Annotated in this window: 8 protein-coding genes; 6 read left to right on the forward strand and 2 right to left on the reverse strand. The window is 40.6% G+C overall.

Going from position 1 to position 15762, the window contains the following annotated elements; all coding sequences use genetic code 11:
* Positions 1 to 110: 110 nt before the first annotated feature.
* The 6 genes from LV83_RS00515 (at position 111) to LV83_RS00540 (ending at position 13580) form a co-directional block, all read left to right on the forward strand.
* Positions 111 to 6287 (forward strand): S8 family serine peptidase, encoded by a 6177-nt coding sequence (locus tag LV83_RS00515; RefSeq protein ID WP_245946958.1) that lies wholly within the window; start codon positions 111 to 113, stop codon positions 6285 to 6287.
* Positions 6288 to 6494: 207 nt separating this feature from the next.
* Positions 6495 to 8657, forward strand: a complete 2163-nt coding sequence (locus tag LV83_RS00520; protein WP_111609570.1) for a tetratricopeptide repeat-containing sensor histidine kinase — start codon at positions 6495 to 6497, stop codon at positions 8655 to 8657.
* Positions 8658 to 8888: 231 nt separating this feature from the next.
* Complete coding sequence (locus LV83_RS00525; RefSeq protein ID WP_111610083.1) at positions 8889 to 9611, forward strand: alpha/beta hydrolase; 723 nt, start codon at positions 8889 to 8891, stop codon at positions 9609 to 9611.
* Positions 9612 to 9659: 48 nt separating this feature from the next.
* The gene (locus LV83_RS00530; RefSeq protein WP_111609571.1) at positions 9660 to 10559 is read left to right on the forward strand and encodes a sugar phosphate isomerase/epimerase family protein; all 900 of its coding nucleotides are present in this window, start codon (positions 9660 to 9662) and stop codon (positions 10557 to 10559) included.
* 247 nt (positions 10560 to 10806) lie between these two features.
* Positions 10807 to 12348, forward strand: a complete 1542-nt coding sequence (locus LV83_RS00535; protein WP_111609572.1) for a M20/M25/M40 family metallo-hydrolase — start codon at positions 10807 to 10809, stop codon at positions 12346 to 12348.
* Positions 12349 to 12494: 146 nt separating this feature from the next.
* Positions 12495 to 13580, forward strand: coding sequence for a serine hydrolase domain-containing protein (locus LV83_RS00540; RefSeq protein ID WP_111609573.1), 1086 nt, complete (start codon positions 12495 to 12497; stop codon positions 13578 to 13580).
* 24 nt (positions 13581 to 13604) lie between these two features.
* Here LV83_RS00540 and LV83_RS00545 read toward each other — a convergent pair whose 3' ends face one another.
* Both LV83_RS00545 and LV83_RS00550 read right to left on the reverse strand, forming a co-directional pair.
* On the reverse strand, positions 13605 to 15134 hold the full coding sequence (locus LV83_RS00545; RefSeq protein WP_111609574.1) for an arylsulfatase: 1530 nt from the start codon (positions 15132 to 15134) through the stop codon (positions 13605 to 13607).
* Positions 15135 to 15158: 24 nt separating this feature from the next.
* On the reverse strand, positions 15159 to 15665 hold the full coding sequence (locus LV83_RS00550) for an AAA family ATPase (RefSeq protein ID WP_111610084.1): 507 nt from the start codon (positions 15663 to 15665) through the stop codon (positions 15159 to 15161).
* Positions 15666 to 15762 lie beyond the last annotated feature (97 nt).

Raw genomic sequence — 15762 nt, forward strand, 5'->3', positions numbered from 1 at the left:
GCCTATAACAGAAGGTAAAAGTAGTTTTTGATACTTTTTATTTGATTTTAGATTCTATCAAAAACCATATCATTTCTGATTAAATTTTAATTCTTTAAACTTTACATGCCATGATGCAAAAGTTAATTCCTATCACTAAGGGGTTTGTTTTTCTTTTATTACTCTTATCAAATTTCACACTTGCCCAAAATGTAAAATTGGAACAAGGCCAAAATGGCGGATTTGATAGTGACCCTGTAAGCCCCGTAAACTGGTCCTCTGGAAATTCAAATTCAGGAAATAGCCATTTCTACGAAGGACAATCCATTCCGTATCGTCTTATTGTTTCAAAATTAAAACCGGGTACTCATACGGTTGAAATTGAATGGGATACAAGTAAGGACACCAAATACGCGATCGACTATATCACTAGTTTTGATAGAATTTGTGAAGCGGTCATTCCCCAGTCTGGAATCCCAAATTATATCGCAATTCCAACTCCTGATGGGGCTCCGCAGCCTTTAGCAAGCTTTAATGAACTCTCCGCCTTAGAAAAGAGAATGGCTATTTATGGAGGTACATTTAAAGATATTAAGTATGTGCTTCAGGAGAAAAGTTCATCAACAAGCACCATCACAAGATTAAGTATAACCTTCTCAGCCGATGGTGAAAATGGGGCAAATAACACAGTAATTATTGCTTGGGGAGGTCATATCGCCAAAGCACAAGATTGGGGAGATGGAAATTCAGCTTCCAGCATAAACGGTTCACCATACCATACCAGAGTGGTCTCTATTAATGGAAAGTCTGCTGGTAGTCAAAGTGTTTCTGTTCAAGCTACATCAGAAGTAATTGACTTTGATACCGAATGCACAATTAAGGGAGAGACTGAGGTTTGTGCTGGATCCTCTGCTACCTATACAGTACCAGCTGGATCACTTTCATACGTTTGGTCTTTAAGTGGAGAAGGACAAATAATTTCTGGAGAAGGCTCTAATTCAATTACTGTAAACTGGACTGGATCCGGCACTGTGTCAGTTAAAATCGACAACATTGGTGCCTGCGCTCCTACCGAATGTACCCTTGGTGTCAGCTTGATTACCCCTCCAGATATTTCAGTCGTGGATGCTGTACTTTGTAGTGCAGAAAATGGAGGAAACACAACCATCGCAAATCTGAATGATTTTGTAAGTGTAGATAATGGAGACTTGATATTTACCCGGAATGGTCAAATCATTGAAACTCCAGAATCTATTTTAGTGACTGATGGTGATGAAATTGAAGTTTCCGTAGAAGGAAATTGTGGTAGCACAGAAAGTTTCACCGTAACGGTGAACGATCGTCAAATTTTCGGGATTTGTAGCCAAGGAAAAGTATATGAGCTGATTGGTTCTGAATTAAGTGCGCTGCATGAAATCTTCAATCAAGGACAGGTTGTAGAATCAAACGAAGTATTTTATATCGATGGAAATGAAGTCCTGATCGAAGTAATTTACATGAAAGATAAGTTTGGCGAAGCTAAAACGATTCTTGAAAATTTGGGATTTGTCACTCCTACAGAAGATGAACTAAAGCAAGACCCTAATTCTTTGATTATTGCTGGGTTTTTCCCAATAGAAAAGCTGTTGGAATTAAATCAATTCCCTGAAGCCATCAATCACGTCAGACCTGCTATTCCTCCAGTTCCCAATAAAGGCGCTACGACGACTCAAGGTGACCGGGTCATGCGTTCCAATTTAGTAAGAGCAGGATATTCGCATTTTGAAGGGGATCAGCCTATAGACGGAACAGGCATAAAAATCGGAGTTTTTTCAGATAGTTATGCTACCCGCACAGATGCTGGAGTCAATACCTTAGCTAATGATATATCGAATGGAGATTTACCTGCGAGCACGTATTTTTTAAGAGATATGCCAAGTCGATTTGGGACTGGTACTGACGAAGGACGTGCAATGATGCAGATTATTCATGATGTCGCTCCCGGCGCCGAACTTGGTTTCAGAACCGGGGTTCTAACGGCAGGTGATTTTGCGCAAGGAATTAGAGATATGGCAGTAGCGGGAAGTGATATTTTAGTGGACGATATATCCTATATGACTGAGCCAATATTCAGTGATGGTAAAGTGGCAAAAGCTGTAAATGAAGTCACTGCAAATGGAGTATCCTACTTCACTTCTGCAGGAAATTTCGGAAGCAAAAGTTTTGAAGGGTTATTCACTCCTACTACTGATCCAAACATTCAATTGCCATTGAATAGTGGCACTTGGGAAGGTGGCCGCGTGCACCAATTTAGTAATGGAAGTACAACCCAGTCGATTAACGTCTTCCCAGGTCAAAATGGTCCTGCAGTATATATGATAGCTCTACAGTGGGATGATCCTTTGTATTCAATTGACCAGACTGGTAGCTTGTATGATCTTGATATTTATCTAAAAGACTACGGAGTTCCTTTGTTCGGTTTCAATAGAAATAATGCAAATGGCGACCCTATAGAAATTCTTTCCTTTACTGTTTCTCAACCTACCACCATAGAGCTTTTGATAGCTAGGGAGTGTGAAAGCTGTCTTGACATGGAAACCAACCTGGGTATTAAGTTCAAGTATATTGTTTATCGAGGTGAGCTCGACCCAAATGATCCAAATGGAATCAATGCTTCCACAATTGTAGGGCATGCTAATTCGGAAGGGGCCATGACTGTGGGAGCTGTGCTTTATGCCAACACTTCAGTTTTTGGATTTGATTCTGACTTGGTTCCTAGCGGAACTGACCCTTTTACAGTTGCCACATTCTCCTCACGGGGAGGAACAACCACCAACGGTGTAGTTAGAAGTAAGCCGGATTTTACAGCGCCAAATGGAGTGAATACAACCGTAAACTTTGGAGCGCCAAATCTGGAGGGAGATGATTTTCCAAACTTCTATGGAACTTCAGCTGCAGCTCCGCATGCTGCCGCAATTGCTGCCTTGGTGAAACAGGCACGTGTAAAATATTATCCTGAAAGCAAACCCACAGATTGGGTTGGAGATGTAGGAACTAGTTTGCCGGAAGACATTCGCAGAGTCCTTAAATCTACCGCTGAAGACATGCATGAATCCGGAGTTGATTTCAAATCTGGGTCAGGCCTTGTAAGGGCGGACAAAGCTTTGCTCACACTCGCCGCTCCTAATCCAGACAACATTGAATTGGTTTATGATGAGGGTATAAATCCTGGAGAGGTAGAATTTAAATTGATTATAACAGGGACAAATCTCTATGAAGGATCAAATGTTTATTTGAGAGAAGAACAACTGATTGCTGTTTATGGAGTTGATGAATTTGGAGCAGGCTATTTGGAAGTAACAGTGCCTACTTTTGAAGGAAATCCAGGCGTCACGGTGGTAAATAATGCCATTTCTGATAGTGAACTGGATGGAGGAACTGCAGGACCGGAGTATTTCTTTGATATAGTCAAAAAGACAATTGCCATCAGAGCAGATGATGTGACAAAGAAGTTTGCCCAAGTTATTGAGCCATTTACTGCGAGCGTGTATGAACGAGTGGATAACGATTGGGAGTTAAGTGAATTGACTTTAGAAGAGGTAGGTCTTACCCTTGATCCTGAAAATACAGATCCTTCTTTAGAGCTAGTCAGCCTTAATAGCCCGATCAGTGGAGATTTGGCTGAAGTTGGGACGTATATTATTACAGCCTCTCACGCTCCAACAAGTTATACTTTCTCAGATTTCTATAATTATGTAGGCGTTTTACAGGAAGATGAGACTCTTTTTTATGACGGTACAAATGATGCCTTTGGAAATTATGGCCCGGGAATTATTACAGTGGAAGCACTGCCAATTTCCATCAAACCTGTTGATTTGGTTGACGAACTTGCCGTGGAATATGGTGAGTCAATCAGTGATGCTATAGAATTTGAAGTCATTATTCCTGAAGACCTAATTGAATTTGAAGGCATAGTAAAAATAAATGACGTCCAAGGTTTAAAAAACAGCATTCTTGCAGAGTACATTGAGGATCTGGAATTAGCTAAAAGAGATGGAGATAACAGCCTCCCTCTGGGTATTTTTAACGGCAGGATAATTATCAATAAGGACAGCTTTATCAACAAAAGCTTCATGGTCAGTGGACGAACCATTGTCAATGCTAGATCCATAATTAATGCAAGAACTATCCTGAACGGCAGGCCAATCATTAATTCCGCATTCGATGTGCCGGGGGATGCCTTCCTTGATTACTTAGAAGATCCGCTAAATCAAGAACTGAAATCCGTGAGCATAAATGGAAGGCCTATCATCAATGCTAGAACAATGATTAACGCACGAACCTTGATCAATGGAAGAGTCATCATCAATGGTCGTGTCATCATCAATGCGCGAACGCTGATAAATGGTAGAACGATCATTAATTCAAGAACGATCATCAACAGCACTGGAGGAGAAGAAGAAGCGGAAAACAATAGCCTTGTAATTTTTGGTGAAGCTGATCTGGAATTGGCTGAGGAAGGTGAAAACGCTGAAATAGGTAAATACTATGATTTTGGGGAAGAAATTGGTGAGAATGATACTGATTTCAATCTTGAATTCTTCTCAGTAAATATGGTCACAGGAACAGATGTAGGAAATCACTTCATAATCCCAGGAACATTTGAATCCCGAAACTTTATTTCATCTTACTTGCCTGCCGATCTTACGATCACTCCTGCTCCATTAACTGCCACTACTTCTGCAGAGCCAGCCTTAATTAATTATGGTGATGAAGCCCCAGGATATAATACCGAGTTTGATGGGTTTAAGATTAGCACCACTTTCCTTGATCCTGATGGAGTAGAAGTAACTCTCGAAGACAGCGAGGAATCTGTAATTAGCTCGATTTCCTATTCACTGCTTAAAAATGAAGTGTCGTATGAAAGTAGTGGTATAATCAACGCCGGAATTTATGAGATTGACCCAACAATTACTTTTGTTGATCCTTCAAACTACAGCGTTGAAGCCATTACCAAAGGCTTGCTGACCGTAGAAAAAGCAACTCCAACGGTAACTGTGACTGGAGGAAGGTTTGAATACAACGAAGGTCCAATTGAGGCAACAGCTTCAGCATATGGAATCGGTGGAGAAGAAGATGTTTTAGATCCTGCATTACTCACGATAGAATATGTGGGTGTTGGTGAAACCAGTTATGGTCCTACTTCTTTTGCACCTATTTTCCCGGGCACCTACCAAGTAGTAGCAACCTTTATTGGCAATGAAAATTATAATCCAACACGTTCAGAAGCTCAAGCATTGCTGATCGTTGGTTGCATCAATGAGGCTCCGGTGATTGGAGATTTTGAAACGGCAATGGGAGCTGGAAATACAAGTAATCCAGCAACTATTAAAAGGCCTGCAAATACGAAAGTCGGTGATTTGTTGATCGTAGGATTGATGATTGAAAAAGGCGAAGGCCCTTCTGTCAACCCACTTGACAAAGATTGGGTTCTCATCAATCGAGTGAACCAAGAGAATCAAGTGGCAATGCTTACTTTCTACAAAATAGTGAAGGATAATAATGAACCGGAGAACTATGAATTCAGAATCAATCAAGCTCCAAAATGGACGATGGGTATTACTCGAGTAACTGGAGCAGATGTAGCGCATCCTGATGGTCCAATTGCAGCATTTAGCGGTGCTTCCGGAGCTCCAGGATTAACTGCTACGGCCCCGTCACTTACTACTATTGATTGCAACTCCATGGTAATGTTATTCTATTCCAATAAGAAAAACTCAACATGGACAGCACCAGCAGGTACTATAGAAGTTTACGATGATCCTAATAATCAACAAGGCTTAACTTCTAACATGATGTCCTACTTTATTCAAAGTGAACCAGGCGCAACTGGTGATTTAAGCGCCACGGCTACTGAGAGTGAGCAATGGGTTTCTCAAGGAATAGTGATCCGTCCAATGGTTTCAAGCTTTGAAAATGCCAGAAAGGTCACTGTGTTAAACCAAACGAATACGGAGATAGTATTATCTGAGGGAATTGAAAAACTACTGGAGGAAGAGATCGATACTCGCACACAGTTAATAGCATATCCTAATCCTGTAAGAGACATACTCAATCTTAACCTAAACGGCCTGGTTACTGAAGAGCCATCTGATTTCTCTTTAATTATTCTGGATGCAATGGGGAGAGTTCAGCATTTGCCAAAAACCTGGTTTGAAAATGAAAATCGACTTCAATTAGACTTCTCACGAATGCATCAAGGTCTTTATATTATTCACGTCAATACTTTGATAGGAATTAAATCCGTCAACGTGATTAAAGAGCCCTAAATAATTGAGAAATACCTTTTTTAGAAACGTATGGAATAGTATTTCATACGTTTCTTTTCTTAAATTAAATCCCATAATACCCTCATAAACAAATTGTTCTTATGAGATTTGATTATTTTTAATAAAAGGTAGCGTTTTGCCGACAGTGGAAAAAAAGAGCATTGCCAATCTGGACAAAGCCTACTAGTAAGCAATTAAAAAGTTGATATGAATAGAAATTTGACTGTCAATAAGTACTTCTTTATAATACTGTTTTATTTTTCTCTAGTAAATGAAAGTGAAGCACAAACTTCTCGGGTAGATAGCCTAGTAGTCGCTATTGGAGAGTCAAAAGAAGACAGTTTAAAAGTTAAGCATTATTTAGATTTAGGATTAGAACTTTTGGGCACTGAAATAACTGATGCCATCGATTATTTTGAAAAGGCCATCCAATTATCAACTGAAATAAAATATAACAAGGGATTGGCGGATGGCTTCAATTCCAAGGGAAGGGCCTATGCCCAACTAGGCAGCTTTCAAGAAGCTATTTTAGCTTTTCAGGAAGCCCTCAAGGTGTATAGAGAGCTTCAAAACAAAACCGGTGAAGCCAATATTCTCAGCAATCTAGGTTCGATTTATTACATGCTTGGCAATAATACCAAGGCATTAGAGCTTCATTTTGAATCCCTTAAAATTTCTGAGCAGCTTGACAACAAATTAAGAATAGGGACTTCTCTCAATAACATAGGGACTGTTTATAGCAAGAACAACAATACCATAAATGAGGCCTTGACTAACTTTAAAAGGTCGCTTGAGGTATTTGAAGAGATTAACCTAGAGTCTGGTATGGCCATAGCAGCCATGAATATAGGAGAGGTTTACTTTTTGGAATCTAACTATGATTCAGCCACCAATTATCATGAGGTAGCTCTGGCACTTTGCGATGGAACCATCGATGCAACGTTCCCACTGACGCAGCTTGGCGAGATTAATTCAATTCTGGGAGATTTCAATAAAGCCTATGCATTTCATGAAAGGGCAATTGAAATTTCGGAGAAGTCTGATGCAAAATTTGAATTAACCCAGAGCCTAATAGGCTTAGCCAAAACACAGAAATTACAGCAGAATTATCCAGGAGCAATTGGCAGTCTAGAGGAAGCAGAAGTCCTGGCCATAGAGATCGATGCAAAAAACGAATTGGTGGAGATTTATCAAAACTTGGCAGAATCCTATGCCTTGGCTGGAAATTATAAGGCAGCATATGAAAATGAAGTAAATGTTAAATCTGTAAAGGAAATTATTGCAAAGACCAGTACAGAAAAAATGATTCAGCAGCTTCAATTCGAATTTCAGCTGGATAAAAAAGAAGCTGAAATAGAGATTCTACAGAAAGATAAAGACCTGAAAAACGCTGCTGTTTTTAACCAAAGGATCATAATAATAGCTTCATTAGTGGCTTTAATTTTGTTTGTTATCATAAGTATCTATCTCTATAGAAACAACCTTGGAAAGCAAAAAGCAAATCGATTGCTTCATTTCCAAAAGGAAGAGATTCGAGCTCAACGAGAGATCGCAGAATCAGCTTATGACAAATTAATATCCACCCAAGCCCTACTTATTCAGTCCGAAAAAATGGCCTCTCTTGGAGAACTCACGGCCGGAATAGCTCATGAGATTCAGAATCCTCTGAATTTTGTAAATAATTTTTCAGAATTAAGTGCTGAATTAGTAGAGGAAATGAACGAGGAATTAGAGAAAGGAGAAATAGATGAGGCAAAAGCTATTGGCAAAGACTTAAAAGCAAACCTTTATAAGATCAACTCGCATGGCAAGCGAGCTGATTCCATAGTCAAAGGCATGCTCGAGCACAGCCGAACAAATTCCGGTGAAAAAAGTCTGACCGATATCAATACCCTAGCGGATGAATTCCTACGTCTTTCTTACCATGGAATCCGTGCCAAAGACAAAAGCTTCAACTCAGACTTTAAGTTGGAACTAGATCCTTTGATCCCTAAAATAAATATCATTGGAAAGGACATTGGAAGAGTGATTCTTAACTTAGTAAACAATGCTTTCTACGCATGTGCGGAACGGCGTAAAAGTTCGGATAAAGATGGAGCCGATGATTACCATCCTATGGTAATAGTCTCTACCAAACAATCTCTCAACGGGGTAGAGCTCTCCGTCAAAGACAACGGAAATGGTATCCCCGATTCTATTAAAGAAAAAATCTTCCAACCTTTCTTTACGACCAAGCCTACTGGAAAAGGTACTGGATTAGGTTTGAGCCTGAGCTATGATATTGTTAAAGCCCATGGAGGGGATTTTCGGGTGCAAAGCAGCGTAGGCAAAGGCACAGAAATGACGATCTTTTTACCAATAGAAGAATAAGCAACCAGATTGATCCGCTCTTGAAAACCTTAGAAAAATCAATTCAAAAGTACTTTTTCAATTAGATATACAGAAATTTCAAGTATTCCTTGCCATTTTTACTCTACACAACCTAAAGTGATCCGAATAATGAAATCCTTCTTATCTTCCTTTTTTACATTTTCTTTTTTCTGCATTATTTCCTTTACAACGCTGGCAAGTGTCGACACGGTCGCCACTTATAGTGCTTCAATGCAAAAGGAAATCAAAGCTGTGGTAATTACCCCAAGCGGTTATAGTCAGTCTAAAGATTACCCAGTAGTTTATTTGCTACATGGCTATTCAGGAAATTATAAGTCTTGGATACAGCAAGTTCCTCTTCTAGAGACTTATGCAGACCAATACGAACTAATCATTGTTACACCAGATGGAAACTTTGGTAGCTGGTATTGGGATAGTCCTGAGGTAGAAAGCTCAAAATACGAGACCTATGTGGGAAAAGAATTGGTGGAATTTATTGACAAAGAGTATAGCACAATAGCAAGTCGTGAAGGAAGAGCTATCACAGGACTCAGCATGGGAGGACATGGTGCACTTTACCTTGCTCTTAGACATCAGGATACCTATGGCACTGCAGGAAGCCTTAGTGGCGGCGTGGATATCAGCCCTTTTCCAGAGAACTGGGAAATGAAAAAATACCTAGGAATCAAAGCAGAAAACCCTGAGCGCTGGGAAGAATATTCCGTTTTATACCAGAGTAATCGTCTGATCCCAAACAAGCAGAAATTAATCATTAGCTGCGGTACAGAAGATTTCTTTTACGAAGTAAATGTAAAACTCCACGAAAAATTAACCTACAACAACATCCCACATACCTTTATAACTGGCCCTGGAGGCCACACTTGGGACTATTGGAGAGATGCGGTACAGTATCAATTGCTATTTTTTCATAATTATTTTGAGCAAACAAAATAGTCTGTCTCACTGCTGATTTTTCTACCTTGACCCTAATAATCGCATTCCATGATTAACCGCCGAGATTTCATAAAACAAACTGGACTTGCCGTATCTGCAGCAAGTTTTGGATTAGCTGGATTCAATTCCCCTAGGGCTAAAGATTACAAAATGGGACTTCAGCTTTTTACGATTAGAGCTCCCATGGCAGAAGATCCAAAACTAGCTTTAAAAACAATTGCTGGATTTGGCTATCAGGACACCGAAACCTATGGTTATGATGGAGAAAAACAGGAATTCTATGGTATGCCTGCTACCGATTTTAAGAAAGTCTTAGAAGACAACTCTTTAGAAAGCACCTCTGGTCATTACGATTTCATCAAGTATTTCAACGGATCGTCCGAGGACTTGATGCGATATACAGATCAAAGCATAGAAGGAGCTCAAGCCCTAAACCAAAAGTATATTACCTGGCCATGGCTAGATCCAGAGTCCCGCTCCATTGAAAAATTCAAGATCTTATCAGATAAGCTGAATTTGATTGGAGAAAGAGTGAATAAAGCCGGACTTGGCTTTGCCTATCATAATCATGATTTTGAGTTTATTGACCATAAGGGTGAAATCGGCTATGACATCATTTTGAAAAATACAGATCCAGAGCTAGTCAAACTTCAGATCGACCTGTACTGGGTGGCGCACAGCTCTCCACTAACTGCCCATGAACTTTTCATGAAAGCGCCAGGCAGATTTGTCATGTGGCATATCAAAGACATGGATAAAGTCACAAGAGACTATTCTGAAATGGGGAATGGTTCGATTGATTATACGAAAATACTACCCGATGCTACTCTCTCTGGAATGGAATACTACTACATCGAGCAAGGTGGAAATTTCGCTCAGAACCCTATTCAAAGTGTAAAAGAAAGCGCTACCTATTTTAAGAAGAACCTGATTAACTTATTTGCTTAGAGATCATCCCAAACATTTTCCCTTTTATACAAAAAAAACCAGTCATCAGATTTGTGCTCAATCATTAGGACAAGCATCAATTCTGTACGCCCACAAATCCACCAACGGTGCGGAAATCACGTTTCTAAGCGATAATTTTAAAAATAAAACATCCAAATATGAGATCGAGCATGTTCAATCCTACACTAATTGGGATGTTTATATCAAATAAAATTCCACGGGACCAAAGAAAACCAAATATAAACATATGAAAAAGAGATACTTATTAGGCATGGGCCTGATGCTGCTTCTCGTCAGCAATGTCCAAGCACAAGATGAGGTGATTGAAAAAATCATCAAAGAAGAAACAGAAAACTCCCAACTCAAACAGATCGGCCACGAATTGATGGATGGAGTAGGACCAAGATTGGTAGGTTCCCCGCAAATGCAAAAAGCGCACGATTGGGCTGTAGCCAAATACAAAGGCTGGGGCATCGAAGCCCGCAATGAGCAATGGGGCGAATGGAGAGGATGGGAAAGAGGAATTTCTCACATCGATATGATTGCTCCATGGACAAAATCACTTTCAGGCCAGCAATTGGCTTGGAGCCCATCATCACCGGAAGGTGGAGCTAATGGCGAAGTGGTGGTTATTCCAGATTTGGCTGATGAAGCAGCTTTCAAAGCATGGCTTCCCTCGGTAAAGGGCAAATATGTAATGATCTCAGCTCCGCAGCTGACTGGTCGTCCAGACTACAACTGGGAAGAATATGCCACTGAAGAATCTTTCGAAAAAATGAAAGAAGATCGTACCGAGTCCAACAGGGCTTGGAATGAAAGACTTCAAAAAACTGGTCAAGGTAGAAGAGAATTACCTTTAGCACTTGAAGATGCTGGAGCATTAGGTATCATCACTTCTTATTGGTCACAAGGTTTCGGAGCAAATAAAATCTTCTCTGCATCCACTAAAAAAGTACCAACTGTAGATCTTTCACTGGAAGATTACGGAATGCTATTTAGACTTGCTGAGAGTGGCGAAAAACCAATGATCCACCTCAATGCACAGTCCAAAGAGAATGGAATGGTCCCAACTTTCAATACCATTGCTGAAATCAAAGGAACTGAAAAGCCTGACGAGTATGTGATGCTTTCTGCACACTTTGACTCTTGGGATGGTGGTACAGGTGCTACGGATAATGGAACTGGTACCATCATGATGATGGAAGTGATGCGAGTTTTGAAGGAAGTTTATCCTAACCCAAAGAGAACAATCTTGGTTGGTCACTGGGGTTCTGAGGAGCAAGGACTGAATGGTTCAAGAGCTTTTGTAGAGGATCATGCGGACATGATGCCTAAGATTCAGGCGCTTTTCAATCAAGATAATGGTACTGGCCGTGTGGCGAATGTTTCAGGTCAAGGTTTCATACACAGCTATGATTACCTAGGCCGTTGGATGTCCAAGGTGCCAAGAGAGATCACAAGAGATGTAGAAACAACCTTTCCTGGAAACCCAGGTGGAGGCGGATCTGACTATGCTTCATTCGTGGCAGCAGGAGTTCCTGCTTTTTCATTAAGTTCCCTTAGCTGGTCTTATGGTACTTATACCTGGCATACCAACTTAGATACGTATGATAAAATCGTTTTTGATGATGTTCAAAACAACGTGATCATGGCAGCTATCATGGTGTACATGGCTAGCGAAGAAGACGATATGGTTTCTAGAGAAGTTAGGGTTCCTTTGGGAAGAAATGGTGAACCAACAGAATGGCCAGCTGTAAGATCTCCTACTAGAAAAGGTGGAGTTGAATAAGTCTTAAACCTCTTATTGATATGCTAAAAGCCACGGGATAATTTCCGTGGCTTTTTTAATTGAATCTTTTTGAGCTTAAATAAAAGACGTCAAGGTGTCTTCCTATACAAAAGGTTTTGTAATTTCCTTTCAAATCCCACCTCGCCATGTACAAACTCCTCGCATTATTCCTTTTGGCATTTGTTTACGTTCAGGTTGACACAGTTGCTCAGCAAAAAATACTTACCGATGCAGTAGAAAGAGCTCAAAGAGAAGGTTTCTCGGGAGTGATTCTAGTGGCTCAAGATGGGGAAATCCTTTTCGAAGATGCATTGGGACTTCGCGCATATGAGAACCGTAGTCTGCTTCACGAAGATGATATTTTCGAATTGGCATCGCTATCCAAGCAATTCACCGCTATGATGATTATGATGTGCAAGGAAAAAGGATTGCTGGACTTTGATGATCAAGTTTCCAAATACATAGAAAATCCTTATCCGGGAATCACCATCAGAAATCTCCTCACACATACGAGTGGTCTCCCAGATTACCAGGCAATTATGGATGAACATTGGGACAAAAGCAAAGTCGCAGGAAACCCCGAAATCCTCAAATACCTGCGAGAATATGCTCCTGTGAAATCTTTCGACCCTGGCGAGCAATACGAATACAGCAATACTGGATATGTTTTTCTGGCAAGTATTGTGGAAAAAGCCACAGGAAAAGACTTTGTAGAGCTCATGCGGGAATGGATTTTTCAGCCATTAGGAATGTATGACACCGATATCAGATCACTTGAAGAAAAGGCCAAAGTTGAGACTTTTGCAGCTGGCCATCTCAAAGACGAGAATGGCAAATACGTCAACGCTGCGACCTTTCATTCGGATGATTACACCATTTGGTTAGGAAATAGAAAAGGTCCAGGAAGGGTAAGTAGCAATGCTAAAGACTTGCTAAAATGGGATCAGGCGCTCTATACAGAAAAACTAGTTTCTAAAGAAACCATGGAAGAAGCCTACACCGCTTTCAAACTCAATAATGGAACGAGAAGTTATTACGGTTTCGGTTGGGAGATAAAGCCCCAAAGCCCGTTCGGAAAAATGGTCATGCACACAGGAAGCAATCCAGGTTATTCAACTATTATCGTCCGTTACCTTGAAGAAAACAAAACGATCATTATTCTCAACAACAACGTACACCCAGACCTAATGAGAGTGGTAGAAGCAGCTACGCTTTCACTGGGGAAATGGTAAACAAGTAAATTTTATACAATCTATTTAATCCCCCAGTGCTGCCATTTTAAAGCGATCCAAAGCTGGTGTAGTATGTTCATTTTTCATGATCTCCTTCATTCTTTGAACAATTTCAGGATTAGCTTCAGCCACATTGTTTTGCTCTTGAGGATCTGTTGACAAGTCGTATAATTCTATCTCCAGATTATTTTCTTTAACAATATTCTGCCGAACTGCTTTCCATTTACCCATACGGACAGCTTGCTGTCCTCCGTATTCAGGAAACTCCCAGAACAGGAATTCATGAGCCTCCTGCTCAACTCCAAGAAGTGTAGGAAGAAAGCTCTTTCCGTCTGCATCTAAAGGAGGAGCAATCCCAAGTAGATCACAAATCGTAGGCATCACATCATAAAAGGCAGAAATATGATCTGTTTGCGTTCCTGCCTGCACCTTTCCCGGCCAGCTCACTAACATGGGAATCCGAATTCCTCCTTCGTAAACAAATCCTTTGGTACGACCATAACCGTTGGTGAATGGGGAAGAACTTTCGAAATAGTCAAAATCTACACCGCCAGTATACGTAGGCCCATTATCACTCGTGACCACAATAATCGTGTTTTCTTCTAGTCCTAGCTCTTTTAATTTTGCTCTCACCTCGCCAATCTGCTGATCTAATAAGGTAATCATCGCCGCATAGGTGGCGTGTGGATATCTGTTTGGAAAATATCCTTGAGATCCATCATAAGGAGCTTCATCTCCAAACTCTGATTCGTACTTTTCCACATCATCTTTGGGTGCTTGAAGCGGCACATGAGGCAATGCTGAAGCATAATAAAGGAAAAATGGCTCATCTCTATTTTCCTCAATAAAGCTCAAAGCCTTCTCATGCATCAATGTTGGTGCATAATCCGATTGCTGGTATTTGGAATAACTAGAGGGATCATTTGGATCTGCCAGAGAATCCAATTTTGTATTTGGAACTACAATTGAATTGTTTAGAGGAATCTTAGTTTCATTTTCCCACATGTGAGGAGGATAAAGATTATGCGCTTGCCGCTGGCAATTGTAGCCGTAGAAATATTCAAATCCCATTTTGGTAGGAATACTTTCAGTCAGCGGTGCTCCCAAACCCCATTTTCCGACGATTCCTGTTTTATAACCTTGACCTTGAAGAATCGACGCGAGTGTAGTAGTCCCAGTCGGCAAAGGCCTTTGACCTTCTAGATTTGGATCGGCCGCAGCTTTAGCGTAGTCCCAAACTTCTCCTCGCTCTCTCCATTCATCATTGCCACGTATGTAGGCATGTCCTCCATGCTTGCCCGTCAATAAAATACACCGAGCTGGGGCACAAACAGGAGCACCAGAATAATGGTTAGTGAAAACCATGCCTGAAGCAGCTAGCGCATCTATATTTGGCGTTTTGATTTTCTTTTGACCCTGATATCCCACTTCTCCAAATCCTAAATCATCTGCCAAAATGTAAACGATATTTGGTTTTATAGGCTTCTGTTCTTCATCTTTTTGGCAGGAAAAAAATGAGAGTACTAGAATTAAAGAGAGAATATTTCGTGTCATAGCATTGTGTTTTCAAACTCGAAACTAAAATAATTCAAGGGCTTTTGTAAGCCGCGCATCCCTATTTCCCGAAATTAGAAAAAAAGGAAAACCGCTTTCCTTCGCCAATTTGGTATATAAATCAAGGAAGTAATTCCGCATTTCCAGTTCTGGATATTCCCGCAAGGGGTCAGGTGTCCAGGGCAAATCCGTATCTGTCAGCAGTATCAAATCATACTTTCTAGTAGCTATTTGTTCCAATACCCAAGGATCAGTTTTCCCAAATCTATGCTCCGACCAAATGTGGATAACTCGTAAATCTGTATCTACAAAAAGATAATCATTTGCCTTTTCAGCAAGTTTATCTTCAAGCTCAATCTGACCTTTACCGATTTTCACTAAGTCCTCGTACCGGTATTCCCGCCCCAGATTATCGAGATACTCTCGTGCATATTCCGGCACCCAAGGCTCCCCAAAGTGATTAGCCAGATCTGCTGCAAGGGTACTTTTCCCGGTGGATTCAGGGCCTAGAATTAAGATTCGTTTTGGCATTGAGAAGGTGTTTTTTACCGCAGAGGCCACGGAGGTCGACGCGGAGGGGCGCAAAGCAAAATTTTTCATTCCTATGAATTGGGCTGAGAGCTCAAGA

It is taken from the genome of Algoriphagus yeomjeoni, assembly GCF_003259505.1.
In the GTDB taxonomy this organism is placed as follows: Bacteria; Bacteroidota; Bacteroidia; order Cytophagales; family Cyclobacteriaceae; genus Algoriphagus; species Algoriphagus yeomjeoni.